This window comes from Arthrobacter sp. CAN_A2 (genome assembly GCF_015752045.1).
Classification (GTDB): domain Bacteria; phylum Actinomycetota; class Actinomycetes; order Actinomycetales; family Micrococcaceae; genus Arthrobacter_D.
In genome coordinates this window covers 202,148-223,880 of the sequence record NZ_JADOUS010000003.1, presented here as the reverse complement: position 1 = coordinate 223,880, position 21,733 = coordinate 202,148, and the positions used below count along the sequence as shown (strand labels likewise).

General features: G+C 70.6%; 21 protein-coding genes and 1 pseudogene. 6 read left to right on the top strand and 16 right to left on the bottom strand.

Translation table 11 applies throughout. From position 1 onward, the window contains the following. Positions 1-60: 60 nt before the first annotated feature. On the bottom strand, positions 61-1,263 hold the full coding sequence (gene pdhA, locus IWX63_RS05455) for a pyruvate dehydrogenase (acetyl-transferring) E1 component subunit alpha (protein ID WP_199277137.1): 1,203 nt from the start codon (positions 1,261-1,263) through the stop codon (positions 61-63). A gap of 207 nt (positions 1,264-1,470) precedes the next feature. Between pdhA and IWX63_RS05450 the strand changes: the two genes are divergently transcribed. After that, the gene (locus IWX63_RS05450) at positions 1,471-1,914 is read left to right on the top strand and encodes an Lrp/AsnC family transcriptional regulator (RefSeq protein WP_199277136.1); all 444 of its coding nucleotides are present in this window, start codon (positions 1,471-1,473) and stop codon (positions 1,912-1,914) included. Positions 1,915-1,973: 59 nt separating this feature from the next. Next, a complete protein-coding gene (locus IWX63_RS05445) occupies positions 1,974-2,633 on the top strand; it encodes a dihydrofolate reductase family protein (protein WP_199277135.1) in 660 nt (219 codons plus the stop codon). A 22-nt stretch (positions 2,634-2,655) separates the two neighbouring features. On the opposite strand, the gene IWX63_RS05440 is transcribed toward IWX63_RS05445, so the two are convergent. The 7 genes from IWX63_RS05440 to IWX63_RS05410 form a co-directional block, all read right to left on the bottom strand. Next, on the bottom strand, positions 2,656-3,435 hold the full coding sequence (locus IWX63_RS05440) for an enoyl-CoA hydratase/isomerase family protein (RefSeq protein WP_199277245.1): 780 nt from the start codon (positions 3,433-3,435) through the stop codon (positions 2,656-2,658). Positions 3,436-3,495: 60 nt separating this feature from the next. Continuing rightward, positions 3,496-4,626, bottom strand: coding sequence for a 1,2-phenylacetyl-CoA epoxidase subunit PaaE (gene paaE, locus IWX63_RS05435; RefSeq protein ID WP_199277134.1), 1,131 nt, complete (start codon positions 4,624-4,626; stop codon positions 3,496-3,498). After that, positions 4,626-5,138, bottom strand: a complete 513-nt coding sequence (paaD, locus tag IWX63_RS05430; RefSeq protein ID WP_199277133.1) for a 1,2-phenylacetyl-CoA epoxidase subunit PaaD — start codon at positions 5,136-5,138, stop codon at positions 4,626-4,628. The genes paaE and paaD overlap by 1 nt, the downstream gene beginning before the upstream one ends. Before the next feature lie 21 nt (positions 5,139-5,159). Continuing rightward, a complete protein-coding gene (gene paaC / locus IWX63_RS05425; protein ID WP_199277132.1) occupies positions 5,160-5,984 on the bottom strand; it encodes a 1,2-phenylacetyl-CoA epoxidase subunit PaaC in 825 nt (274 codons plus the stop codon). Beyond that, the gene (paaB, locus tag IWX63_RS05420; RefSeq protein ID WP_199277131.1) at positions 5,981-6,328 is read right to left on the bottom strand and encodes a 1,2-phenylacetyl-CoA epoxidase subunit PaaB; all 348 of its coding nucleotides are present in this window, start codon (positions 6,326-6,328) and stop codon (positions 5,981-5,983) included. Before paaB ends, paaC begins: the two co-directional genes overlap by 4 nt. After that, positions 6,329-7,309, bottom strand: coding sequence for a 1,2-phenylacetyl-CoA epoxidase subunit PaaA (paaA, locus tag IWX63_RS05415; protein ID WP_199277130.1), 981 nt, complete (start codon positions 7,307-7,309; stop codon positions 6,329-6,331). A 234-nt stretch (positions 7,310-7,543) separates the two neighbouring features. After that, complete coding sequence (locus IWX63_RS05410) at positions 7,544-7,996, bottom strand: helicase associated domain-containing protein (RefSeq protein ID WP_199277129.1); 453 nt, start codon at positions 7,994-7,996, stop codon at positions 7,544-7,546. 144 nt (positions 7,997-8,140) lie between these two features. On the opposite strand from IWX63_RS05410, the gene IWX63_RS05405 reads away from it, so the two are divergent. The 3 genes and pseudogenes from IWX63_RS05405 to IWX63_RS05400 all read left to right on the top strand — a co-directional run bounded on the left by IWX63_RS05405 (position 8,141) and on the right by IWX63_RS05400 (position 9,887). Then, positions 8,141-8,755 (top strand): TetR/AcrR family transcriptional regulator, encoded by a 615-nt coding sequence (locus IWX63_RS05405; RefSeq protein ID WP_199277128.1) that lies wholly within the window; start codon positions 8,141-8,143, stop codon positions 8,753-8,755. A 322-nt stretch (positions 8,756-9,077) separates the two neighbouring features. Next, positions 9,078-9,212 (top strand): annotated as a pseudogene (locus IWX63_RS16925) (hypothetical protein); the annotation flags it as partial. 165 nt (positions 9,213-9,377) lie between these two features. Further along, positions 9,378-9,887 carry a hypothetical protein gene (locus IWX63_RS05400; protein WP_199277127.1) on the top strand — a complete coding sequence of 170 codons (510 nt, stop codon included), beginning with the start codon at positions 9,378-9,380 and terminating at the stop codon, positions 9,885-9,887. 89 nt (positions 9,888-9,976) lie between these two features. Here the strand turns inward: IWX63_RS05400 and paaZ are convergent, their stop codons facing one another. Genes paaZ through IWX63_RS05380 form a run of 4 tightly spaced genes read right to left on the bottom strand, consistent with a single transcriptional unit; the run spans position 9,977 to position 14,959 of the window. After that, positions 9,977-12,064: a phenylacetic acid degradation bifunctional protein PaaZ gene (gene paaZ, locus IWX63_RS05395; protein ID WP_199277126.1), complete on the bottom strand. Its 2,088-nt coding sequence runs from the start codon at positions 12,062-12,064 to the stop codon at positions 9,977-9,979. 14 nt (positions 12,065-12,078) lie between these two features. Beyond that, positions 12,079-13,014 carry a 3-hydroxyacyl-CoA dehydrogenase family protein gene (locus IWX63_RS05390; protein ID WP_199277125.1) on the bottom strand — a complete coding sequence of 312 codons (936 nt, stop codon included), beginning with the start codon at positions 13,012-13,014 and terminating at the stop codon, positions 12,079-12,081. Then, positions 13,011-13,751 (bottom strand): enoyl-CoA hydratase/isomerase family protein, encoded by a 741-nt coding sequence (locus IWX63_RS05385; protein ID WP_199277124.1) that lies wholly within the window; start codon positions 13,749-13,751, stop codon positions 13,011-13,013. Before IWX63_RS05385 ends, IWX63_RS05390 begins: the two co-directional genes overlap by 4 nt. Then, on the bottom strand, positions 13,751-14,959 hold the full coding sequence (locus tag IWX63_RS05380) for a thiolase family protein (RefSeq protein ID WP_199277123.1): 1,209 nt from the start codon (positions 14,957-14,959) through the stop codon (positions 13,751-13,753). The genes IWX63_RS05385 and IWX63_RS05380 overlap by 1 nt, the downstream gene beginning before the upstream one ends. Before the next feature lie 202 nt (positions 14,960-15,161). Between IWX63_RS05380 and IWX63_RS05375 the strand changes: the two genes are divergently transcribed. After that, a complete protein-coding gene (locus IWX63_RS05375) occupies positions 15,162-17,357 on the top strand; it encodes a S9 family peptidase (RefSeq protein WP_199277122.1) in 2,196 nt (731 codons plus the stop codon). Here the strand turns inward: IWX63_RS05375 and IWX63_RS05370 are convergent. From IWX63_RS05370 to IWX63_RS05355, 4 genes are read right to left on the bottom strand one after another with little or no spacing between them, the layout of a single operon-like run. After that, positions 17,288-18,367: a LacI family DNA-binding transcriptional regulator gene (locus IWX63_RS05370; protein WP_442859102.1), complete on the bottom strand. Its 1,080-nt coding sequence runs from the start codon at positions 18,365-18,367 to the stop codon at positions 17,288-17,290. The two genes, IWX63_RS05375 and IWX63_RS05370, sit on opposite strands and share 70 nt — an antisense overlap. Next, positions 18,367-19,836, bottom strand: a complete 1,470-nt coding sequence (locus IWX63_RS05365; protein WP_199277120.1) for a GH1 family beta-glucosidase — start codon at positions 19,834-19,836, stop codon at positions 18,367-18,369. The genes IWX63_RS05370 and IWX63_RS05365 overlap by 1 nt, the downstream gene beginning before the upstream one ends. Then, a complete protein-coding gene (locus tag IWX63_RS05360) occupies positions 19,833-20,747 on the bottom strand; it encodes a carbohydrate ABC transporter permease (RefSeq protein ID WP_199277119.1) in 915 nt (304 codons plus the stop codon). The genes IWX63_RS05365 and IWX63_RS05360 overlap by 4 nt, the downstream gene beginning before the upstream one ends. Further along, the gene (locus tag IWX63_RS05355) at positions 20,744-21,730 is read right to left on the bottom strand and encodes a carbohydrate ABC transporter permease (protein WP_199277118.1); all 987 of its coding nucleotides are present in this window, start codon (positions 21,728-21,730) and stop codon (positions 20,744-20,746) included. The genes IWX63_RS05360 and IWX63_RS05355 overlap by 4 nt, the downstream gene beginning before the upstream one ends. Positions 21,731-21,733: the final 3 nt, after the last annotated feature.

The following is a 21,733-nucleotide window of genomic DNA, read 5'->3' as shown; positions in this document are numbered from 1 at the left end:
CTCCCGGCGCGGCGTCGGGCCGGGCTGACACGCCGCCCGTGGGCGCCGCCGTGGTCTGCGTCATGGTTGGTCCGCCTTCGTGTCCGACGTGGGGGTTCCTGTGCCTGCGGCGTCGCGCGCCAGTTCCTCGCGCAGCTGCTCGGCCTGCTCGCGCAGCTGCGTCGTCTTCTCCGTGTATACGTACTCGAACAGCTCTGCAGGGTTCACCTGGACCTCCGTGTTGAGTCCCTTCCGGATGGCGGCGGCAATCGCGTCCGCCTCGTCGGCCAGGGACTGCTCCTTCTCGTCCGTGAGCAGGTCCAGCGCCCGCAGGTAGGTGCGCATGCGGATGATCGGATCCTTCGGCACCCAGCGCTGGACGTCGTCGGCGGAGCGGTAGCGCGTCGCGTCGTCCGCGTTGGTATGGGCCTGCATCCGGTAGGTGTGGGCTTCGACGAGGGTGGGGCCGCCGCCGTCGCGGGCCCTGCGCACGGCGCCTCCAAGCACGGCGAGGAGCGCGGCGAGGTCGTTGCCGTCCACACGCTCACCGGGCATGCCGTACCCGATGGCCTTGTGCGCGAGGGACGGCGCGACGCTCTGGTTCCTGAGCGGCACCGAGATGGCGAATTCGTTGTTCTGGACGAAGAACACGACGGGGACATGGAACACGGCAGCGAAGTTCAGGGCCTCGTGGAAGTCGCCCTCGCTGGTCGCTCCGTCACCGCACATGGCGAGCACGACGGTCGGTTCGCCGCGCAGCTTGGCCGCGTGGGCTACACCGACCGCGTGGAGGAGCTGCGTGGCCAGCGGCGTGGCCTGGGTGGCCACGCGGTGCTCGTACGGGTCGTAGCCGCTGTGCCAGTCGCCGCGGAGCAGCGTGAGGACCTGGAGCGGGTCGACGCCGCGCGTGATGACCGCGACCGTGTCCCGGTAGGTCGGGAAGAGCCAGTCCTCGTCGCCGAGGACCACGGCGGCGGCGACCTGGCAGGCCTCCTGCCCGTGGGAGGAGGGGTACACGGCCATCCGGCCCTGGCGGACGAGCGCGTTGGCCTGATCGTTGATGCGGCGGCCGGCGACGAGGCGGCCGTAGGCGGCGAGCAGCACGTCGCCGTCGGGAAGCAGGTAGCGCGCGTCCGTGTGATGGCGACCGTCCGGGTCGACCAGTTGCACGGGCTCCGCCGACGGGAGCAGGGCGCCGTCCGGCGTCGTGCCGCCGTCGTGCACTCCGCGCTCGGATGCCCCGCCCAGCATGCTGCCGCGGCCCTCATTCGTTGCCGTACTCATTCCGCCTCCATCCCCAGCCGTTGGAACGGCTTTTCCTTCATGGCACGGAGCGGTGCTCCGGCACTGGATGCTGTGTGAGACCAGTATGGCCAGCGGGCATCTTTTGTATCCACGGAGTCGCCGAAGTGTGGATCTTCGCCCTGTTACCGATGTATTCTTTGGACGAATTGGCAGTGTGACCTGCATTACGCAAAGGAGCGTGGACACGTGGTGGACGGAGTGCTCGACGACGTCGATCGGAAGATCCTCGCCGAACTCACCCGGGACGGGCGGCAGTCCGTGACCTCCGTCGCAGAGCGCGTGCACATCTCGCGGGCCCATGCCTACTCCCGCATCGCGAAGCTCACCGAGGACGGCGTGCTGACGCGGTTCACAGCGATCATCGACCCGGCGAAGGCCGGCCTCCGTTCCTCCGCCTACGTGACCCTCAAGGTGCGGCAGCACTCCTGGCGCGAGCTCCGCGACAGGCTCCGCAGCGTCCCCGAGATCCACCACATCGCACTGGTCGGCGGGGACTTCGACGTCATCCTCCTGGTGCGGGCGGAGGACAACGTGGGGCTGCGGAAGGTCATCTTCGACCAGCTGCAGTCCATGCCCGGTGTCCTCGACACGCAGACGTTCCTGGTCTTCGAGGACCTCGACACGCGCTGAGGCCCGTGTCACCGAACCCGGTCATCACCCATGATCGCGACAAGCCCGAAGGAGTTCCCATGTCCCTCGTCCGCGTCCACAACTTCTCCGTCTCCCTCGACGGCTTCGCCACCGGTGAGGGCCAGACCCTCGATGCCCCGTTCGGCCACGCGGGCTCACGGCTCATGGGGTGGGCGATGGGAACCCGCACCTTCCGCGCGATGGGACTCCCCGGGGAGTCCGAGCCCTCCTTCGGCGTCGACGATACGTTCGCCGCCGCGTGGGGCCCGGGGATCGGCGTGGAGATCATGGGGCGCAACAAGTTCGGCCCTCACCGAGGCCCCTGGGAGGACGAGGAATGGAAGGGGTGGTGGGGCGGGAACCCCGTCTTCCACACCCCCGTCGTCGTCCTGACCCACCATCCCCGGCCGGTCCTCAAGATGGAGGGCGGGACGACCTTCCACTTCGTCGACGCCGACCCCGTCGCCGCACTGGAGCAGGCCCGCGCCCTGGCCGGCGACCTCGACGTGAGGATCGGCGGCGGCGCCATCACGGTGCGACAGTTCCTCGAGGCCGACCTGATCGATCACCTGCACATCGTCGTCGTGCCGATCGTCCTGGGCCGGGGCGAACGCCTGTGGGACGGACTCGAAGGACTGGAGGAACGGTTCGAGATCGAGGCGACGCCCTCCCCGTCGGGGGTCGTGCACCTGGTCTTCACGCGCCGGGCCCCCCGATAGGCCCCGAAGGCCGCGGCGGGCGTCAGGCCCCGAAGCGCGGCGGCCGCTTCTCCCGGAACGCCTTGAGCCCCTCGCGGTAGTCCTCGGAGGCACCGAGCACGCCCTGGACGTCGTTCTCGCCGCTGATGGCCTGCCACAGTCCGAGCCGCTCGTCGCGGATCCGTGCGACGAGCTGCTTCGAGGCGACCAAGGCCTGCAGCGGACCGCTCGCCGCCCGTGCGGCCTTCGACCGGGTGAAGCCGAGCAGCTCCCCGGCGGGGACGGCACGGCTGAAGAGTCCGCCGGCCACCGCCTCCGCTCCGGTCATCAGGTCGCCCGTGTACATCAGGTCCAGCGCCCGGTGCGGGCCGAGCCGCTCCGTGAACAGCCAGTGCCCGCCGGAGTCCAGCGCCAGCCCGAGGGCGGCGAACGGCGAGCCGATCTTCGCGTTCTCCGCGACGTACACGACGTCCGTCGCGAGCAGCAGTCCCAGTCCGACGCCGAGGCAGGCGCCCTGCGCCGCCGCGAACGTCGGGGCCGGGAAGTCGGCCATCTTCTTCAGCAGCGGCGTGAGCGTGGCATCGAGGAACCCGAAGGCGTCGTCGGCCCCGGGCACGATCGAGCCGAGGTCCCGGCCCGCGCAGAACGCGCGGCCCTCCCCGCGCAGCACGAGCGCACGGACGGTGCCGTCGCTCACCCCGGCCGCGGCGGCGTCGTAGGCGTCGGAGAGCTCGGAGAGCGCCTGCTCGTCCACGGCGTTGAGCCGGTGCGGCGCGTCCAGCACCACCTCGGCGATCCCGCCGTCGATGCTCAGGCGGATCATGCCGGCCTGCGGTTCACTGCTCGACGGCGTCGTCGTGGAGTGGGTGGTCATGGCTGCCTCTCAGGCGTCGTAGTCGACGGCGACGGCGTCGCTCGTGGGATGGGCCTGGCAGGTGAGGACGTACCCGGCGGCCAGCTCGTCGGGTTCGAGCGCGTAGTTCTCCTCCATCCGCACCGTGCCCTCGACGAGCTTCGCCCGGCAGGTCCCGCACACGCCGCCGGCGCAGGCGAACGGCACGTCGGGACGCACCCTGAGGGCGGCGTTGAGGATCGATTCGCGGGCGTGGGTGGGGCTCTGCACGGATCCCTGCAGGCCGTCCAGGTTGAAGGCGATGGTGTAGTTCTCGCCGCTGTCCGCGGGCGCCACCGGGCGTCCGTGGCTGCCCTCCGGCCGGGTGGGCTCGCCGGTGGTGAACAGTTCGAAGCGCACCTTCTCCGCGGGCACGCCGCGTTCGGTGAGGAAGTCCCGGCACAGCTGCACGAGCTCGAACGGCCCGCAGAGGAACCATTCGTCCACGCGGTCCGTGTCGATGACCGTGCCGAGCAGTTTCCCCAGCTTGTCGGCGTCGATCCTGCCCGAGAGCAGGGGCGAGATGCGCTGTTCGCGGGACAGGACATGGTGCAGCGCGAACCGGGCGGGGTAGCGGTCCTTGAGGTCCGCGAGTTCCTCGAGGAACATGACGTCCATCGCGGCCCGGTTCGCGTAGACGAGGTCGAAGCGCACGTTCGGCCCGCCGGCCAGCATGGACCGGGCGATCGCGATCACCGGGGTGATGCCGGATCCGGCGGCGACGGCCACGAAGGAGGCGACGTCCTGACCCGGCGTCGTGCGCGGGGTGAACTGCCCGAGCGGGCTCATGGCCTCGAGGGTGTCCCCCGCCTGCAGGGACTCGTTCACCCAGGTGGAGAAGACGCCGCCGAGGTCACGTTTCACCGCGACGCGCAGCTCACCGGGGCGCGGGTCCGCGCAGATCGAGTAGCTGCGGCGGACCTCTTTCGGTTCGCCGTCGACGTCGAGCGTGGTGCGCAGCGCGACGTACTGCCCGGGCAGGTACCCGAACGCGTCCTGCAGGCGGGGAGGGACGTCGAGGGTGACCTCGACGGCGTCCTCGGTCAGCCGGCGGACGCTGCGCACCGTGAGCGTGTGGAAGGCGCTCCGCCGCTTGGTGGAGGGGGCGAGGACAACGGCCATCAATGCACCTTGAAGTAGTCGAAGGGTTCCCTGCAGTCATTGCACACGTAGAGCGCCTTGCAGGAGGTGGACCCGAAGCGGGTCAGTTCGCGGGTGTTCAGGGACGAGCACTGGGGGCACTTGACGCTCAGGCCGATGCGCACCGGTCCGGCGGCGGCCTTGCCCGTGGGCGGCGCGATGCCGTACTGCGCGAGCTTCGCCTTGCCGTCGTCGCTGAGCCAATCGGTGGTCCAGGCGGGCGCGAGCACGAGCCGGACGGCGACGTCGTCGTACCCCGCCGCATGCAGCGCCGAGGTGACGTCGTCGCGGATGGCATCCATCGCCGGGCAACCCGAGTAGGTCGGGGTGATCGCGACCTCGACCCGGCCCGACGGCCCCACGTGCGCCTCGCGCAGCACGCCGAGGTCCGCGATGGTCAGGACCGGGATCTCGGGGTCGCAGACCGTCGCCGCGACGTCCCATACCGCCGCATCGAACGCCTCCGAGGGCCGCAGCTCCGTCCCGGTCACCATGACGTCCTCACCTCGACTCCTTCACCAGGACGCGCCCGGGAATTCGCGGGCGAGGACCTGCATCTCGGCTAGCATGTATCCGAGGTGCTCGCTGTGACGCCCCAGGCGTCCGCCGCCGACGGCGCCGGGCACCGCAGGGACCTCGAGTTCGGCTTCGGCGAGGACCTTGTGTACGGCCGCGTCGAAGGATTCGCGGAGGTCGCTCGGGCGCACGCCGGCGTCACCCACCTCGTCGATGAGCGGGTAGTCGGTGAAGAGCTCCTCCACGTAGGGCCAGGTGAGCCGGAGGCCGGCGATCATCCTGCGGCGCGATTCGTCGGTGCCGAGCGCGAGGCGCAGGACCCACTGGGTGGCGTGGTCCCGGTGGTAGTCGACCTCCTTGACGGCCTTCGCGGCGATCGCGGCGAGGGTGGGGTCGCTGGAGTGGACGAGGCGGGAGTAGAGCTCCCACTGATAGAGCGCGACGACGAACTGCCGGGCGATGGTGCGGGCGAAGTCCCCGTTGGGCTGCTCCACGAGGTGCACCGAGCGGAACTCGGGTTCGCGGCGGAAGTAGGCGAGGTCGTCCTCGGTCTTGTCCCAGGCGCGGCCGGCGTAGGTCAGGAAGGACCGGGCGTGCCCGATCTGGTCCAGCGCGATGTTCGCCAGCGCCACATCCTCCTCGAGTTCGGGTGCCCGGGAGATCCACCAGCCGAGCCGCTGCGCGAGGATCAGGGCGTCGTCGCCGAGCCCCAGCGCGTACCGGGCGACGGCGTCGCCGGGCCTCGACTCCTGGAGCGCGATGTCCTCGGGCCGCAGCGCGTTGCCCGGCGTGATGCGCGTCGCACTGGCATTCGCCTCGCTCACAGGTGCTTCACCCCCTCGCTCTTCGTGTAGTACGTGGCGTGGCGGTAGTCCTTGCCCTGCGGCGATTCGAAGAACGCATCCTTCACGTCCGGATCGCTCGTGATGATCGACGACGCCGGGACGACCCACAGGCTCACGCCCTCGTTGCGGCGCGTGTACAGGTCACGCGCGTTGCGGAGGGCCATCTCGGCGTCGGGCGCGTGCAGCGATCCCGCGTGCACGTGGGAGAGCCCGCGTGCGGACCGCACGAAGACCTCCCAGAGCGGCCAGGCCGCGCGTTCCTCGTGGAGGCCCGACGACGGCGCCGTCGCGCCGTCGTCGCCCGTGGTCGATCCGCCGGTCACCTAGGCCGCCTTCGCCGTCGTGCGCTTCGCTGCCTGCCGGGCGGCGTAGGCCGACGCCGCTTCGCGGACCCAGGCGCCGTCCTCGTGGGCCTCGCGGCGCCGTTCCATGCGCTGGGCGTTGCAGGGGCCGCGGCCGGCGAGGACTTCCTTGAACTCGTTCCAGTCGAGGGGGCCGTACTGCCACCGGCCGGTCTCCTCGTCGAAGCGGACGTCCTTGTCCGGCAGGTCGAGTCCGAGGACCTTGATCTGCTCGACCATCATGCCGACGAAGCGGGACCGCAGTTCATCGTTGGAGAAGCGCTTGATCTTCCACTCCATGGACTTCTGCGAATTGGGTGAATCGTCGTCCGGCGGACCGAACATCATGAGCGACGGCGCGTACCAGCGGTTCACGGCGTCCTGCGCCATGGCGCGCTGCTCGGGGGTGCCGTTGGCCAGTTCGAGCAGGATCTCGAAGCCCTGCCGCTGGTGGAACGACTCCTCCTTGCAGACGCGGACCATCGCCCGACCGTACGGGCCGTAGGAGGCACGGCAGAGGGGCACCTGGTTGCAGATGGCCGCTCCGTCGACCAGCCAGCCGATGGCCCCGATGTCCGCCCAGGTCAGGACGGGGTAGTTGAAGATGCTCGAGTAGCGGGCCTTGCCGGCGATCAGGTCCTCGGTCATCTGCTCGCGCGGGGTCCCGAGGGTCTCGGCGGCGGAGTACAGGTAGAGCCCGTGCCCGGCTTCGTCCTGGACCTTGGCCATGAGGACGGCCTTGCGCTTGAGGGACGGCGCCCGCGTGATCCAGTTCGCCTCCGGCTGCATACCGATGATCTCGGAGTGCGCATGCTGGGAGATCTGGCGGGTCAGGGACTTGCGATAGTCGGCCGGCATCCAGTCGCGCGGTTCGATCCGGGAGTCCTGGGCGATGAGGTCGTTGAAGACCTTCTCCCGGGCGGCATCGTGGTCCGTGCGGGTGGGGATCGCTGTAGCCGTCATGGTGCCTGCCTCGCTCGTCCGGACGTCCGGTTTAATTACCGACCGTTCGTTCAGTATAGGGAGGGTGCGCAAGGGCAGTCAACGGTCGGGGAGAACCGGGAAGGCGGCATCGGGCCGCGCGTCGTGCGGCTGTGCGGCTGGATCATCGCCGAGGCGGGAAGAGCCCGGCGGCATGTCTGGTTCACTGTCGTTCGTGGTTCTCTGCCCCCGGTCACGGTGCGGCAGGGTCTGACGTCAGCCGACCCGGGCGAGCGGCGCGTCCCGGCTGCCCTTGCTCCCGGCCAGGATCTCCCGCAGGGCACGGGCGGGTCCGTTCTCCACGGCCCGGGAGGAGAGCTGGGCGTTCATCCAGGCGGCGAGGCGCTTCTCTCCGGCGGAGGCGGGGGACGAGAGCGATGGCAGCCGGCCCTCGTCCTGGAGGAACGCGGAGATGCTCTCGACCTTCAGCCAGGCCGCTCCGGTGCGCTGGTGTTCGATCGCGTCCTCGGAGAGCAGCCCCGCCTCGCAGAGCTTCGCGCGGTGTTCGGCCGTCAACCGGCCGGCGCGGGCGGATTTGCGCTGTTCGTCGAGCCACATGGCCAGGCGGTGCTCGCCAGGGGTGGTCGCTCTGAAGTACGGGTCACGGCCCTCGCTGTCACGGAAGGCGATGAGTGCCCGCAGGCGGAGATCCCAGGAGGTCGTTAGCACGGGAGCGCCCTTTCGGAACGGAGCAGATGATAGTAATAAGCCTACTACTTACTAGGAAAGCTAACTATCACCCGTTAAGAGTGATGCGGGGTTGTCCGGGCACCGCTCGGGCTACCGACCGAACGGTCGTGCAAAAATGAGCGCATGACCGTCGATGGATCCCGCCCTGCCTCCACCGCCCGGCGTGGACGCCCCGGGTACGACCAGCAGTCGGTCCTCGCCGTCGCGGTCGCGGCCTTCAACCGGCACGGCTACGAGGCGACGTCGATGGGGATGCTCGCCGAGGAACTGGGCATCAGCAAGTCCGCGATCTACCACCACGTGCCGTCCAAGGGGGACCTCCTGCGACTGGCCCTCGATCATGCGCTGGGCGGCCTGGAGTCCGTGCTGCAGGATCCCGGGGCACACGCCGGTCGCGCGGACGCCCGACTCGAATTCGTGCTGCGGGGGACCATCGCCGTCCTGACCGAACGGCTCCCCTTCGTCACGCTGCTGCTGCGGCTTCGCGGCAACACGGAGATCGAGCGCGAGGCGCTGGAGCGGCGCCGGGCCTTCGACCGCGAGGTGGCGGCACTCGTCGATGCCGCGCGGCACGAGGGGTCCATCCGGAAGGACATCGACCCCAGGACCACCACGCGCCTGATCTTCGGCACCATCAACTCGATCGTCGAGTGGTACAAGCCGGGCGGGCCCCTGACCGCCGGGAAGCTCTCCGACGACGTCATCCACATGGTGTTCGACGGCCTGCACCGGCGCTGACCGGTCCGCCGTCGTCGTCCGCCTCTGCCTCGGCGCCTCTGATCCCATTCTGCGGCGATTCTGCCCGCCGCTACTTCCACGCCTTCGCGGTTCTGCCCGCTGAGGTGCGGTACTCGGTGGGCAACACCGGTCATGCCCACCGACTCGCCGGTCCCCATGGGCAGGACGGCGCATGTCCCGCCCACGTGAGCCGGACCCGGTGGGCAGGACGGCGCATACCCCGCCCACGTGAGCCGGACCCGGTGGGCAGGACGGCGCATACCCCGTGCACATAGGGCGGTCTCGTGGAACCGGAAGGCGGAGAAGCCGGCAGGGTCCTCTCATGGACCCTCGCACTGCACTCGAAGCACTCGGCGGCGTAGCCCGCAGCACGAAGCTTCTGCGGGCCGGTGTCAGCCCTCATAGGCTCAGGCTTGCCCTGGATCGCGGAGATGTGCTCCGTCCGGTTCGTGGCGTGTACTGCCTACCCGGTCATACCAGCGATCTCCTGACGGCAACCTGCGCGCACGCAGAACTCGCCTGCATCAGTGCCGCGCAGGGTCTCGGTCTCTGGATCTTTCAGGAACCTTCGCTGATCCACGCGAGCGTGAATCACGGACGCCCCCTCGACGCCAGATTCCGCGTGCACCGATCGGAGGGACCACTCACGCCCTTGCGGATCTGCCTGCAGGCGATGCGCTGCCTCCCCGAACTCGAAGCGCTGTGCATCGTCGAATCCGCGGTCGTGCTGGGCCATCTCCCGCTCGCCCGGCTGCGGGACGCGGTGGGAGGACAGAGAAACGCGGCCCTTCGCCGGGTTGTCGGCCTCGTCGATCCGCATTCCGAGTCCGTCATCGAGACGGTGGCCCGCTACCACCTCCGATCCGCAGGCTTCAGCACACAGTCGCAGGTGTACGTCCAGGGCGTGGGCCGGCTCGATCTGTACGTCGACGGCATCCTCGGTATCGAGGCGGACGGCCGGCAGTACCACAGCGACCGCCGCGAGTTCGAGGAGGACCGCCGCCGCTGGAACCTGCTCACCACTCGGGGGATCCCGATCCTCCGGGTGACCCATGCCCTGTTGACTCGGCACCCGGATCACTTCCTGATACTCGTGCGGGCTGCCATCGCCTCACGCCGGCCCGACGACTGAGCGGTCCCGGTGGGCATGAATACTGCTGCCCACCGGGACCCCTCAGTCAGTGGGCAGCCGCGGCGAGGACCCGACAGGCGGGGCGCCCGCTACTTCCGCACGAGGGTCAGGACGTCGTAGGTCGCCACGATCTCGTCGTCCTGGTTGTGCAGGACGGCGTCCCACGCGACCTCGCCGTACTCGTCCGTCTCGCGCGGCGTGATGCGCTTGGCCGTCAGTGTCACACGGATGGAATCCTCCGCGGCGACCGGCGTGAGGAACCGGAGGTTCTCCAGGCCGTAGTTGGCGAGCACGGGTCCCGGTGCGGGGTCCACGAACAGGCCGGCAGCCCAGGACAGCAGCAGGTACCCGTGGGCCACGATCCCCGGGAAGAACGGGTTCGCCGCCGCCGCCTCCTCGTTGGTGTGGGCGAAGAAGGTGTCGCCGGTGGTCTCCGCGAAGGCCGTGATGTCCTCGAGCGTCACCCGGCGCAGCCCCGACCGCACGGCGTCGCCGATGCGCAGCGTCGCCAGGTCCTTCCGGAACGGGTGGGAGTCGTCGAACCGGCGGTCCGCGCCCGTGTGCCACTCCCCCGTGATGCTCGTCAGCATGTTCGGCGAGCCCTGCACGGCGGTGCGCTGCATGTGGTGCAGCACCGAGCGCATGCCGCCCAGCTCCTCGCCGCCGCCTGCGCGCCCCGGCCCTCCGTGCACGAGGTGCGGGACCGGCGACCCGTGGCCCGTGGAACTGCGGGCGTCCTCGCGGTTGAGGATGAGGACGCGGCCGTGGTGGGCTGCGATCCCGAGCACGAGTTCCTGCGCCACCGCCGGGTCGTTGGTGCATACCGTGGCGACGAGGGAGCCCGAGCCGAGGGCCGCGAGGCGGACGGCGTGCGCGAGGTCGTCGTAGCCGATGACGGACGCGACCGGTCCGAAGGCCTCGACGGAGTGCAGGGCGCCGGCCTCGACGTCCTTCCAGGTGAGCAGCACCGGCTCCATGAACGCGCCGTCGGGGGCCTTGCCGGTGGTGTTGTCGGCGAGCACGACGTCGGGCGCGTCCAGTGAGCCGAAGGCCAGGGAGGCCCCGCCGTCGAGCAGTTCGCGGACGGCGTCCTGCACGCCCTCGAGCTGGGCGAGCGAGGCGAGCGCACCCATGGTGACGCCCTCGGCCCGCGGGTCCCCCAGCGTCACCCGGGAGCGGATCCGCTCACCGGCGGCGCGCACGACGTCGTCGACCAGCGCCTCCGGCACGATGGACCGCCGGATGCTCGTGCACTTCTGCCCGGCCTTGACGGTCATCTCGGTGACGAGGGACTTGATGAAGGCCTCGAACTCGGGGGTGCCCGGCACGGCGTCCGGACCGAGGATGGCCGCGTTCAGGGAGTCGGTCTCGCAGGTGAAGCGGACGCCGCCGCGCTCGACGGACGGATGGGACTTGAGGTGGTTGGCGGTGGACGCCGAGCCGGTGAAGGACACGAGGTCGCGGTAGTCGAGGTGGTCGAGGATGTCGCGGGCCGGGCCCGAGATGAGCTGCAGGGACCCCTCGGGGAGGATCGCGGAGCCGATGATGAGCTTCACGACGGCGGCGGTCAGGAACCCGGTGGGTGTTGCCGGCTTCACGATCGTGGGCACCCCGGCGAGGAACGCGGGGGCGAGCTTCTCGAGCATGCCCCACACCGGGAAGTTGAACGCGTTGATCTGCACCGCGACGCCGGGGATGCGCGTGTGGATGTGCGTGCCGAGGAAGGAGCCGTCCTTGGACAGCACCTCGGGCGGGCCGTCGACGATCACGTGCGAGTTGGGCAGCTCGCGGCGCCCCTTCGACCCGAAGGTGAAGAGCACGCCGATGCCACCGTCGATGTCCACCATCGAATCGACCCTGGTGGCGCCGGTCTTCGCCGACAGGTCGTACAGCGGCTCCCGCTGCGCGTTCAGGTACTGCGCGAGCTCCTTGAGCTTCAGGGCGCGCTCGTGGAAGGTGAACCGGCCGAGCGCCGCCTGGCCCGTGGTCCGTGCGAACCGGATCGCGGCGGCGGTGTCGATGCCGGCGGTGCTGACGAGGGCGAGTTCCTCGCCGGTGCTGGCGTCGCGCACCACGATCCCGTCTCCCGCAGCGGCCGTCCGCTCGGGCGCCCACCAGGAGTCCTCGAGGAAGCTGGGGACGACGTCGATCTGTACTCGTTCCGGGGCGGTTGTCATGGTCCGCTCGCCTTTCACTGGTGCTGCGGGGATGGGCGCTGGGGGTCCTGGTCGGTGGCGGGCGACGGCGGCGCGTCCTCCCAGTCGAAGAAGCCGCGGCCGCTCTTGCGGCCGAGCTCACCGCGCGCCACCTTGTCGCGGAGGATCGCCGGCGGACTGAAGCGGGGTCCGAGGGTGGACTCGAGGTATTCGGCGATGCCGAGGCGGACGTCCAGGCCCACGAGGTCCGTGGTGCGCAGCGGGCCCACGGGGTGCCGATAACCGAGGACCATCGCGGCGTCGATGTCCTCCGCCGTGGCGACGCCCTCCTCGAGCATGCGCATCGCCTCCAGCGCGATGGCCACGCCGAGCCGCGAGCTCGCGAACCCGGGAGAGTCGCGGACGACGACGGGCGTCTTGCCGAGCGCGGCCACCCAGGACCGGGCAGCCTCCTCGAGGTCGGCGGAGGTCTCCGTGCCGAGGACCACCTCGATCAGGGCCGACGCCGGGACGGGGTTGAAGAAGTGGAGTCCGCAGAACCGGGAGGGGCGCTGCAGGGCGCCCGCGAGGGAATCGACGGAGAGGGACGAGGTGTTCGTCGCCAGCCACGCGCCGTCGTCGAGCACGTCCTCGACGGCCCGCAGCGCCTGCCGCTTCAGGGCGGGGTCCTCCGGCACGGCCTCCACCACGAGGGCGCACCCGGCGAAGGAGGCGTAGTCCGTGGACACGGAGATCCGGGCCTCGAGCTCCGCGAGCGGGGCCGTCGTCGTCCCGCGCTCGACACTGCTCGCGAGCGCCCGGGTGGCGCGGACGAGGCCGGCGTCCGCCGCGGCGTCGTCCCGTTCGACGACGACCACGCTCGACCCGGCGAGGCAGAACGCGTGGGCGATGCCGGCGCCCATGCGGCCGCCGCCGAGGACGCCGACGCGCGCGGGGATGCCGACACGTGTGCTGGTGGGGTCGCCGCTCATGAGCCCTTCTTCCGGTCGAGGAACCGCTGCATGCGGTCGAACTTCGCATCGGATTCGAAGAGGACGGCCTGCGCCAGCTGGTCGATCACCGGGTGCGCATCCCGGGGCGCACGGAAGACGCTCTTGGTGATGCGGACGGCGAGGGGGTCCTGCCGTCCGATGCGGTCGGCGAGCGCGTGGGCCGCCGCCAGGAGGTCCTCCGGGGCGTGGATCTCGGTGATGAGCCGGGCATCCAGGGCCTCCTCGGCGGAGAGGATCCGCCCGGCGAGCAGGATCTCCAGGGCGAGGGGCTCCCCCACCAGCTCCTTCAGCCGCCAGGTGGCGCCGGCGGCGGGCAGGATGCCGAGGCCCGTCTCCGGATTGCCGATCCTCAGGCGCGGCGTCCCGAGGCGGAAGTCCGCCGCGAAGGCGAGTTCCGCGCCCCCGCCGAGCGCGAACCCGTCGAGGGCCGCGATGACGGGCATGGGCAGTGCGGCGATGCGCGCGAAGAGCGTGGAGTTGATGCCGGCGAGGGCGTCGTCGCGTCGGCGCTCGCGCAGCTCGGCGATATCGGCGCCCGAGGCGAAGACGCCGTCGGACCCGGTGAGGATGAGCGTGCGCGGAGACCCCTCGAGGTCCTCGCACACGGCGTGCAGCTCGTCGACCATCCGGCGGTCGATCGCGTTGCGGACCTCCGGCCGGTGCAGTTCGACGACGAGCCGGTCGGGTGCGTCGGTGAGCTTGAGGGAGGACGGCATCAGACGGCCTCGACGAGCATGGCGGTGCCCTGGCCGACGCCGACGCACATGGTCGCGAGGCCCAGGCGCCGGGCCGGGCCGGCGAGTTCGCGTTCGAGCCTGCCGAGCAGGGTGACGGCGATCCGGGCGCCCGAGGAGCCGAGGGGGTGGCCGAGCGCGATCGCCCCGCCGTCCCGGTTCACGATCGACTCGTCGAGCCCGAGCCGGCGGATGCACGCGAGCGACTGGGTCGCGAACGCCTCGTTGAGTTCGACGGCGCCGAGCTCGGCGACGGTGAGCCCGGTGCGTTCGAGCACCTTCTGCGTGGCCGGTACCGGGCCGATGCCCATGATCTCCGGCGGGACGCCCGCGGACGCACCGTCGAGGATGCGGGCGCGCGGCGTCAGGCCGTACCGCGCGATGGCCGCCTCCGAGGCGACGATGACGGCGGACGCGCCGTCGTTCAGCGAGCTCGAGTTGCCAGCGGTGACGATCCCGTCCGGCCGGACCACGGGGCGGAGCCCCGCGAGCGCCTCGAGGGTCGTGTCGGCGCGTGGCCCTTCGTCGGTGTCCACCGAGAAGGACGTCCTGCCGCGGTCCACCTGCACGGGGACGATCTCGTCCGCGAAGCGCCCGGCCTCGATGGCCGCGAGCGCCCGCTGGTGGGACCGGAGCGCGAAGGCGTCGGCGTCGTCGCGCGTGATGCGGTCCAGCGCCGCGAGTTCCTCGGCGGTCTCGGGCATCGAGTAGGTGGCCTTGTCGCGGGCGGCGAGCAGCGGGTTGGTGAAGCGCCACCCGATCGAGGTATCGACCACGGCGCCCGGCTTCGCGAACGCCCTGGTGGGCTTCTCCATGACCCACGGCGCGCGGCTCATGGACTCGACCCCGCCGGCGATGACGACGTCCGCGGCCCCGGCTTTGACCATGTGGGACGCCATGATGATGGCGGAGAGACCCGAGGCGCAGAGCCGGTTGACGGTGATGCCGGGGACGCCGTCCGGGAAGCCCGCCAGGAGGGAGGCGAGCCGTGCGACGTTGCGGTTCTCCTCCCCCGCGCCGTTGGCGTTGCCGAGGATCACCTCGTCGACGGCGGCCGGGTCGAGGCCGGCGCGCTGCACGACGGCGGAGAGCACGAGCGCGGCGAGGTCGTCCGGCCGGACGCTCGAGAGGGCTCCGCCGTAGCGGCCCACGGGGGTGCGGACGCCACCCACCAGGAAAGCCTCGGCCATGTTCGTCTCCCTCGTCGTCGTGGTCGGCCCGCTCCTGTCGAACGAATTACCGAACGTTCGTTCTGTAAAGGCCTGCTCCAGAATTGCACGGCCGCCCAGCACGGTCAACCGTCCGGGGCGGCACACCCGCCGGCGCCCGTCCGAGCCCGGCGGCGGACCGCCGGCGGACCGGCGGCGACGAGGCAGTGGCAAGATGGAAGCCATGACCGCTGACGCCGCTCGTGTACCTCTCCCTGTCCCCTCACCCGCCCGGAAGGTGCCCTCCGAGCGCACCCACCACGGGGACACGTTCATCGACCACTACGAGTGGATGCGCGACAAGGAGAGCCCGGAGCTGATCGAGCACCTCAAGCGTGAGAACGCCTACACCGAGGCCGTCACCCGCGGCCAGGAGCCGCTGCGCGAGGCCATCTTCGGCGAGATCAGGGACCGGACGCAGGAGACGGACCTGTCCGTCCCCGCCCGGAAGAAGGGCTGGTGGTACTACTCCCGCACCGAGGAGGGCAAGCAGTACGGCATCCAGTGCCGGGTGGCCGCCCAGGACACCGGCGACCTCAGCCGCGACTGGACGCCGCCCGTGGTGGTCCCCGGGCAGCCCGTCCCCGGCGAGCAGGTCATGCTCGACGGCAACGAGCTCGCTGAGGGCAAGCCGTTCTTCTCCCTGGGCGGCCTGTCCGTCACCGAGGACGGCACGCTGCTCGCCTACAGCGAGGACAACGCCGGCGACGAGCGCTTCACCCTGCGCATCAAGGACCTCGGGACCGGGGAGCTGCTGCCCGACGCCGTGCCGAACGTCTTCTACGGCCTGGCCTTCTCCCCGGACGGCACGCGGGTCTACTACACCGTCGTCGACGACTCCTGGCGTCCCTACCAGGTGCGCGCGCACACGCTCGGCACCCCCGTGACGGACGACGACGTCGTCTACCAGGAGGACGACGTCGCACTGTGGACCGGGTTCGAGGTCTCTGCCGACCGCACGCGGCTGCTCATCAGCATCGGCTGCTCCGAGTACAGCGAGTACCGCGTCCTCGACCTGGCCGCGCCGGAGCGGGGGCTGACCACGCTGCTCTCCCGCGACGAGCGCATCCTGTACGACGTCGAGCCGGTCACCGTCGACGGCGCACCGCACTACCTGCTCACCCACGACCGCGACGCGAAGAACTCGATGGTGAGCCTCGTGGCCGCGGGCGAGTTCGCCAGGCCGCTCGCCGAACAGTCGTGGACGACGGTCTTGCCGCACGACGACGCCGTCCGCGTCGAAGGCGCCACCGTCACCCGCACCCACCTCGTCCTGTCCGTCCGGAAGGACACCATCGAGCGCGTGCAGGTCCTGCCCCTGGCCGGCCTCGGGACGCCCGGGCAGGGCGCGCCGGCGGAACCGGACTTCGACGAGGAGCTGTTCACGAGCAACCTCGCCAATGCCGAGTTCGACTCCCCGATCATCCGGCTCTCCTACTCCTCCTACCTCACGCCGCCGCGCGTCTACGACTACGTGCTCGAGGACGGGTCGCTGGAGCTGCGGAAGGAGACCGAGGTGCGCGGGGGCTACGACCCCGCGGACTACGTCGCCGAACGGCACTGGGCCCCGGCCGCGGACGGGACGCTGATCCCGCTCTCCGTGGTCCGCCGCGCGGACCTCGCCCAGGACGGCACCAATCCCGGCCTGATCTACGCGTACGGCAGCTACGAGGTCAGCATGGATCCGGGGTTCTCGATCGCCCGGCTCTCCCTGCTGGACCGGGGCGTCGTCTTCGTCGTCGCGCACATCCGGGGCGGCGGCGAGATGGGCCGCAGCTGGTACGAACAGGGCAAGAAGCTCGCCAAGAAGAACACGTTCACGGACTTCGTGGACGCCACGACCTACCTCGGCACTTCGGGGTGGGTGGACGCCCACCGGATCGCGGCGATGGGCGGGTCCGCGGGAGGGCTGCTCATGGGCGCCGTCGCGAACCTGGCCCCGGAGAAGTACCGGGCGATCGTGGCGCAGGTGCCCTTCGTGGACGCCCTCACGACGATCCTCGACCCGGAACTGCCGCTCTCGGCGCTCGAGTGGGAGGAGTGGGGCAACCCGATCACGGACCCGGCGGTGTACCGCTACATGAAGGAGTACACGCCCTACGAGACCGTGCGCCCCGTCGCCTACCCGCGCATCGCCGCAGTGACCAGCTTCAATGACACGCGGGTGCTGTACGTGGAGCCCGCGAAATGGGTGGCCCAGCTGCGCGAGACGACCACGGGCACCGAACCGATCGTCCTGAAGACGGAGATGGACGGCGGCCACGGCGGGGCCAGCGGCCGCTACTCGCGCTGGCGCGACATCGCCTGGGACTACGCGTTCGCCGCGGACGCGGTGGGAGCCACGGCGGTGCTGGCCCGCTCGACGAGCTCCGTCGAGTAGATGACGGGCTCCGGGTGCGAGCCCGGGGCCTCGATCTCCTCGAGGAGCATCCTCCCCGCCCTCACGGCCATCTCGACCATGGGCTGCGTGATCGTGGTGAGGGGCGTCGGCGCCGTCTCGGCGACCGCATGGTTGTCGTAGCCCATCACGGCGATGTCCCCGGGGACGGTCTTCCCCGCGGCACGGAGGGCTTCCACCACGCCGAGCGCCATGAGGTCCGACGCCGCGAAGATGCCGTCGATGTCCGGGTGGTCGGCGAGCAGCCTGCGGGCCGCGTCGGCGCCGCCGTCGGTGGTGAAGTCGCCGTACGCCACGGGCGAGGCGGGGAGCCCCGCCGCGGCGAGTCCCTCGTTCCAGCCGCGCAGGCGGTCGACGGCGGCCGTCATGTCGGCGGGGCCGGCGATCGTCGCGAGGCGGCGGCGTCCGATCCCGAAGAGGTGCTGCGCCGCCAGCCGGCCACCGCCCACATTGTCGGAATCCACATAGGTGACCTCGGAGGCCGTGTCCCACGGCCGGCCGATGAAGATGGTGGGGAGGCCCGTCTGGGCGAGCGATCTCGCCCAGGAGTCGGCCTCGTGGTGCGAGACCACGATGGCGCCGTCCACGTGCCCGCCCCGCAGGTAGCGCAGGGTGCGGGAGGAGTCGTCGTCGGTCCGCGACATCAGCAGCACCAGCTGCACGTCGGTCTCGCGGAGGGCCTCCGTGATGCCGGTGATGACGACGGCGAAGAAGGGATCCATCATGACGCGGACGTCCGGTTCGGGGATGACCAGGGCGATCGAGGACGTCCGGCGCGTCACGAGGCTGCGGGCCGCCCGGTTCGGGATGTATCCGAGGTCCACGACGGCGCGGTCCACCGCGGCCTGGGCCTCGGGGCTGACGCGGTCGCCGCCGTTGATGGCGCGCGACGCCGTGGACCGCGACACCCCGGCCGCCAGCGCAAGATCCTCCAGCGTGGGGCTAGGGCGGCTTGCGGTCCGGCGCAGCGACCGGGGCGGAGACGTGTTCATCATCCCGACAATACGACACCCGCCGTCCCGGCGTCCTGCGTCGAGGCGATGGCCGGCACGGTGTTGGTGGCGGCCAGGCGCGCGTACCAGAGGGCACTCGCCTTCGGGGTGCGCTCGAGCGTCTCGTAGTCCACCCGGACCAGGCCGAAGCGCTGGTGGTAGCCCCAGGCCCACTCGAAGTTGTCCATGAGGGACCACGCGAGATAGCCGCGGAGGTCCACGCCGTCGTCGATGGCGTCCTTCATGGCCCGGACATGGACGTCGAAGAAGCCGAGGCGGTCCTGGTCGTCCACGAATCCGTCGGCGTCCGGGACGTCGTCGTAGGCGGCGCCGTTCTCCGTGACGTAGATCGGGATGCCGGCCGGCCCGGTGTACTCGTCCTGCAGGCGGTTGAGCAGGCGGCGGAGCCCCTCGGGCTGGACCTCCCAGTCCATGGCCGTCACGGGCAGCCCCCGCGGGACCGAGCGGACACCGTGCGCGGCCACGTAGGGCGAGGAGACCGGGCGCTCGAGCGGGGCGTGGCCCTCCTGCGGTGCGGCCTCGTCCGCGGGCGTCATGGTCACGGCCTCGCCATGGTAGTAGTTCACGCCCAGCACGTCGATGGGGGTGCCGATGACGTCCAGGTCCCCCGCCCGGATATGGTCGGCCATCCCCAGGTGCTCGACGTCGCGGAGGACGTCCTCGGGGTAGGCGGCCCGCAGCACGGGGTCGAGGAAGATGCGGTTGAACTGCCCGTCGATCCGCCGGGCGGCGTCGCGGTCCGCCTCGCTGCTCGGGTCCACGGGATCCGGGACCGTGAGGTTCAGCGTGATGCCAAGGGTCGCGTCCGCGTCCCGGCGGCGCAGCTCCTGCGTCGCCAGGCCGTGCCCCAGCAGGAGGTGGTGCGCGGCGGCGAGGGCCGCCGTCGGCTCCTGTCGGCCGGGCGCGTGCACGCCGGCGGCGTAGCCGAGGAAGGCCGCGCACCAGGGCTCGTTGAGCGTCGTCCAGATGCGGACACGGTCACCGAGGGCCTCGTGCATCACCGCTGCGTACTCGGCGAAGCGGTAGGCCGTGTCGCGGTTGGTCCAGCCGCCCGTGTTCTCGAGGGCCTGCGGGAGGTCCCAGTGGTACAGGGTGAGCCAGGGCTTGATCCCGGCGTCGATCAGCTGGTCGACGAGCCGGGAGTAGAAGCGGATGCCCTCGACGTTCGGCGTGACGCCGTCCGGCATGCAGCGGGACCAGGACGTCGAGAAGCGGTAGGCCTGCAGGTTCAGGCTTTTCATCAGCGCGACGTCGTCGGCCGAGCGGTGGTAGTGGTCGCAGGCGACGTCGCCGGTGTGGGCGTCCGCCACGGCGCCCGGGACGCGGGAGAACGTGTCCCAGATGGACGGACCGCGGCCGCCGTCGCGGGCCCCGCCCTCGATCTGGTAGGCGGCGGTCGCCGCGCCCCAGAGGAAGCCCTCGGGGAAGGTGATCTCGGTACTGCTCATCCTTTGACTGCTCCTTGCATGATTCCGGAAACGAGTTGGCGTCCTGCGACTGCGAAGAGGAGCAGGAGCGGGATGGTCGAGAGCACCGCTCCGGCGAGCACGATCGAGTAGTCGACGAAGTGCGCGGCCTGGAGCAGCTGCAGTGCCACCGGGAGGGTGGGGTTGGACGGGTCCAGCACGATGAACGGCCAGAAGAAGTTGGTCCAGGTGGCGACGAACGTGAACAGGGCGAGCATAGCGGCCGCCGGGCGCGCCGCGGGCAGCCCGAGGTACCAGAACGCCTGGATCATCGAGGCCCCGTCGATGCGCACGGCCTCGATCAGCTCATCGGGCAGCGCGTCGCGGAGGTACTGCGTCATCCAGAAGACACCGAACGCCGTGACGACGCCGGGCACGATCACCGCCCACAACGACCCGGTCCAGCCGAGCTTCGCCATCACGATGAACAGCGGCACCACGCCGAGCTGGGTGGGGACGGCCATCGTGGCGACCACGAACACCAGCAGCCCCTTGCTCCCCCGGAACCGGAGCTTCGCGAAGGCGAACCCGGCGAGCGTGGAGAAGAGGACGACCGAGGCTGCCGTGACCGTCGAGACGATCATGCTGTTGCCGAGCGCCTTCCAGAACGGGATGCTGTCCAGCACGGTGGCCGCGTTGGCGAGGAAGTTGCCGCCGGGCACCAGGGGGACGCCCTGGCTGATCACCGAGCTGTCGTGGCTCCCGACCAGGAAGGACCACCAGAGCGGGAAGACCGATCCGAGGATCACTGCTCCGAGGAATCCGTAGGTGAGGAAGCCGGGGCGGCGCATGGTCCCGCCCGGCGCGCCGCGGCGTCGTGCGCCGAGGCCCCGCCTGGCGGCGCGCGCGGCCCCCTTGCCCGCGGTCTGCTCGATCATGGGGATGGAACTCATCGTCGGCCTCCCTGGCTTGCGATGCGGCGGGTGATGAGGAAGTTGGCCATCGCGATCACCACGATGATCAGGAACAGCAGCCAGGCGACGGCCGATGCCCTGCCGAAGTTGCGCTGGCCCCAGCCGAGCTCCCAGATGTACATGGTGAGCGTTTGCCACTGCCGGTCCGCACCGCCGAGGCCCGCCTGGTCGAAGACCCGTGCCTCGTCGAAGATCTGGAGGCCCCCGATGGTCGCGGTGATGACCACGAAGATGATGGTCGGCCGCAGCATCGGGACGGTGACGGAGAAGAACTGGCGGAGCCGCCCGGCGCCGTCGATGGTCGCCGCCTCGTAGACGTCCCTGGGGACGGCCTGCATGGCGGCGAGGAAGATCAGCGCGTTGTAGCCGGTCCAGCGGAAGTTGACCATCGTGGCGATGGCCGCGTGACTCGCGAGGGAGTCGGAGTGCCAGCGGACCGGGTCCAGCCCCATCCCCGTCAACAGCTCGTTGACCAGGCCGGCCTGGTCAGCGAACAGGTTGTTGAAGATCAGCCCCACCGCCACGGGGGCCACCACGAAGGGGACGAGGACGCCCATCCTCCAGAACGTCCTGGCCCGGAGGTTGGCGTCGAGCACCGCCGCGATGGCGATGGCGAGGACGACCTGCGGGACCGACGAGAGGAGGAAGATGCTGAACGTATTGCCTACCGCGTTCCAGAAGAACGGCTGCGCGAGGACGAACTGGAAGTTCTCCAGCCCCGTGAAGGCGCCCTGCCCCCCGATGAGGTTCCAGTCGTGGAGCGAGACCCATGCGGTGTAGAGCAGGGGGAACAGGCCCGTGACGGCGAACAGCAGGAAGAACGGGGAGATGTAGAGATACGGAGACAGCCTGACGTCCCACGTCGACACCTTCCGGGAGAAGACCAGCCGCTTCACGCTCCTGGCGTGTGACGCCTGCTCGTCCGTGGGGGGCGGGGATGGGACCCGGTCCGTGACAGCCATTGG

Excerpts from the sequence above, each read along its gene's own strand:
- pdhA (WP_199277137.1), bottom strand. The coding sequence starts at position 1,263 with ATGAGTACGGCAACGAATGAGGGCCGCGGCAGCATGCTGGGCGGGGCA.
- IWX63_RS05445 (WP_199277135.1), top strand. The coding sequence starts at position 1,974 with ATGTCCCTCGTCCGCGTCCACAACTTCTCCGTCTCCCTCGACGGCTTC.
- IWX63_RS05440 (WP_199277245.1), bottom strand. The coding sequence starts at position 3,435 with ATGATCCGCCTGAGCATCGACGGCGGGATCGCCGAGGTGGTGCTGGAC.
- paaE (WP_199277134.1), bottom strand. The coding sequence starts at position 4,626 with ATGGCCGTTGTCCTCGCCCCCTCCACCAAGCGGCGGAGCGCCTTCCAC.
- paaD (WP_199277133.1), bottom strand. The coding sequence starts at position 5,138 with ATGGTGACCGGGACGGAGCTGCGGCCCTCGGAGGCGTTCGATGCGGCG.
- paaA (WP_199277130.1), bottom strand. The coding sequence starts at position 7,309 with ATGACGGCTACAGCGATCCCCACCCGCACGGACCACGATGCCGCCCGG.
- IWX63_RS05405 (WP_199277128.1), top strand. The coding sequence starts at position 8,141 with ATGACCGTCGATGGATCCCGCCCTGCCTCCACCGCCCGGCGTGGACGC.
- paaZ (WP_199277126.1), bottom strand. The coding sequence starts at position 12,064 with ATGACAACCGCCCCGGAACGAGTACAGATCGACGTCGTCCCCAGCTTC.
- IWX63_RS05390 (WP_199277125.1), bottom strand. The coding sequence starts at position 13,014 with ATGAGCGGCGACCCCACCAGCACACGTGTCGGCATCCCCGCGCGCGTC.
- IWX63_RS05385 (WP_199277124.1), bottom strand. The coding sequence starts at position 13,751 with ATGCCGTCCTCCCTCAAGCTCACCGACGCACCCGACCGGCTCGTCGTC.
- IWX63_RS05380 (WP_199277123.1), bottom strand. The coding sequence starts at position 14,959 with ATGGCCGAGGCTTTCCTGGTGGGTGGCGTCCGCACCCCCGTGGGCCGC.
- IWX63_RS05375 (WP_199277122.1), top strand. The coding sequence starts at position 15,162 with ATGACCGCTGACGCCGCTCGTGTACCTCTCCCTGTCCCCTCACCCGCC.
- IWX63_RS05370 (WP_442859102.1), bottom strand. The coding sequence starts at position 18,367 with ATGAACACGTCTCCGCCCCGGTCGCTGCGCCGGACCGCAAGCCGCCCT.
- IWX63_RS05365 (WP_199277120.1), bottom strand. The coding sequence starts at position 19,836 with ATGAGCAGTACCGAGATCACCTTCCCCGAGGGCTTCCTCTGGGGCGCG.
- IWX63_RS05360 (WP_199277119.1), bottom strand. The coding sequence starts at position 20,747 with ATGAGTTCCATCCCCATGATCGAGCAGACCGCGGGCAAGGGGGCCGCG.
- IWX63_RS05355 (WP_199277118.1), bottom strand. The coding sequence starts at position 21,730 with ATGGCTGTCACGGACCGGGTCCCATCCCCGCCCCCCACGGACGAGCAG.